This is a genomic window from Polaromonas sp. P1_E1_2 (genome assembly GCF_056406035.1).
Window position 1 is genome coordinate 1 of record NZ_JBFUAZ010000636.1, and the last position, 2,403, is coordinate 2,403.

Genomic DNA, 2,403 nt, shown 5'->3' on the forward strand with positions numbered 1-2,403 from the left:
GTTTTTGCAAACCAAGGGCGCAGTCGATTTGATCTGCGACCGCAGGGAACTGCGCAAGACCGTGGCCAACTCCCTGGCCATGCTGCTGCGCCAGCCAGCCGATGCCGTCAGCTGAGAGGCCGGCAATTCCCGGAAGCAAGGCATAAGTCCCAAGGCATAAAAGGCGTATCAGCCGCACGAAAAATTCACCGCGCGGGTCACATGGGATGATGTGGTTCACGGCACTCCAAAGCACGATGAGACCATGCCAGAAGCCCTGACACTGACCTCCCTTCCCCTGTTCCCGCTGGGCGCGGTGCTGTACCCCGGCGGCGTGTTGCCGCTGCGCATCTTTGAGGTCCGTTACCTCGACATGATCGGCAAATGCCACAAGGCGGGTGCGCCTTTCGGCGTTGTTTCACTCACCGAAGGCTCCGAGGTACGCCGGCCCGCCGATGCAGGCACCCCCACGGGCGACGGCTTTGCGAACGAGGCCTTCAGCACCATCGGCACCCTGGCCACCATTACCGAGTTCTCTAGCCCGCAACCGGGCCTGATGGCCATACGCTGCACCGGTGCGCAGCGCTTTGAAATCACCCGCCGCGAAAAACTCAGGCATGGCCTGTGGATTGCCGATGTCACCCGGCTGGAAGACGACCAACCGGTGGAAATTCCGGTTGACCTGCAGGCCACGGCCAATGCCCTGGGCAAGCTGATTACAAGCCTGCAGGAACGCGAGGTGCCGCAAGCACAAATGCCGCTACTGGCGCCCTACAGGCTGAACGACTGCGGATGGGTCGCCAACCGCTGGTGCGAACTGTTGCCGATGCCGCTGGAATTAAAGCAGCGCCTGATGCAACTGGACAACCCCTTGATGCGGCTGGAACTGGTCAGCGACATTCTGGAGCGCACAGGAATTTCGCTGTAAACAAGGAACCAGCGAAATCAGATCCGGGATTTGTACTCCGGAACATGACTGGTTAACCAAGCCTTCACGGTTTCGCCGGACGGTGCGGCACCAACAGCGGATATCCAGGCTGTTACATCGTCGATGGCAACGGCCTGATCGCCCGACGATTTGGCCACACGGAGTTTGGGATGGGGAGTGGGCTCCGTGGTTTCGTCATCAGCCATCAATTCTTCAAATAGTTTTTCGCCGGGACGCAAACCGGTAAAAGTGATCGAAATGTCGTGTTCGGATTTACCCGAAAGACGAATCATCATCCGGGCCAGATCCACAATTTTTACAGGCTCACCCATATCGAGCACGTAAATCTGGCCACTGCGTCCCATAAGCCCGGCCTGCAGTACTAATTTGGCGGCCTCCGGAATCGTCATGAAATAGCGCACGATGTCGGGGTGCGTCACAGTGATCGGGCCACCACGCGCAATTTGCTCAGTGAACAGCGGAACCACAGAGCCGCTTGAGCCCAGAACATTTCCGAACCGAACCGACACAAACTGGGTGTCGGTGTACTCGCGTGCAATGCTCTGCACCACGAGTTCCGTCATGCGTTTGGTGGCTCCCATGATATTGGTGGGATTCACTGCCTTGTCAGTGGAGATCAAGACGAACTTCTGGGCACCGCATGCACCGGCCACTTTAGCGGCGTGAATGGTTCCGAGAATATTGGTTCGGACCGCTTCGATTTCGTTATTCAACTCCATCAATGGGACATGCTTGTACGCTGCCGCATGAAAAAACACCGAGGGCTTGTACTGCATTGCGATGGCCTGCAAGCGGGCATGCTCCCTGACATTGGCCGTGTAATAGAGACCTTGCATCTGCGGATGCGCTTCCCGCAGTTCCTGCTCCAGCTTGTAAATGGCAATCTCGGAGGCGTCCACACAAACCAGCCGGGCGACACCCAATCGCGCAATCTGCCGGCAAAGTTCCGACCCGATAGACCCGCCAGCACCCGATACAAACACGGTTTGACCCGAAAAAAGCTCCGCCAGTCCCTGCGTGTCCAGTTCCACCGCCTGCCTGCCCAGCAAATCTTCCAGTTCGATTTTCCTCGGACTTGCACTCTCGGACTGCAACCATTCATCCGGCCTCGGCATGGTTAGCAACGTCAGTCCGGGCGGACTGGACTGCATGAGGACCTCGCGACGCTCCCGAGAGCCCGGCGGACTGGCAATGAGCGCAGTTGATGCACCCGTAGACGCAGCCATGTCGGCAATTCCAGCCGGAAGTCCCAATACCGGTATTTGGTGAAGATAACGCCCTTGCTCGGACTCAACGGATGAAGCAATACCCACACAATGCCATTGCCTGGATCCCTTGATTGCACGCAGGGCATCGGCAGCATCATGAAGCGATCCGACAATCAACAAGGCCCGGGATTCGTCCGACGGGCTACCGTGCTCAACAAATGTCCGCCAGGCAGCGCGAGCTCCGCCAAGCAATATCAATGCAACGAG

At 58.0% G+C, this 2,403-nt stretch carries 2 protein-coding genes and 1 pseudogene; 2 read left to right on the forward strand and 1 reads right to left on the reverse strand.

The window, feature by feature from the left end; all coding sequences use genetic code 11:
- Both AC1D1P_RS21060 and AC1D1P_RS21065 read left to right on the forward strand, forming a co-directional pair.
- Window positions 1-115: pseudogene (locus tag AC1D1P_RS21060) on the forward strand (acetyl-CoA carboxylase, carboxyltransferase subunit beta); the annotation flags it as partial.
- 129 nt (window positions 116-244) lie between these two features.
- Window positions 245-907 (forward strand): LON peptidase substrate-binding domain-containing protein, encoded by a 663-nt coding sequence (locus AC1D1P_RS21065; RefSeq protein WP_477671341.1) that lies wholly within the window; start codon window positions 245-247, stop codon window positions 905-907.
- 17 nt (window positions 908-924) lie between these two features.
- On the opposite strand, the gene AC1D1P_RS21070 is transcribed toward AC1D1P_RS21065, so the two are convergent.
- A partial coding sequence (locus tag AC1D1P_RS21070; protein WP_477674305.1) for a polysaccharide biosynthesis protein occupies window positions 925-2,403 on the reverse strand: 1,479 nt, incomplete at its 5' end.

Coding starts and splice junctions, on each gene's coding strand:
- AC1D1P_RS21065 (WP_477671341.1), top strand. CDS start 245: ATGCCAGAAGCCCTGACACTGACCTCCCTTCCCCTGTTCCCGCTGGGC.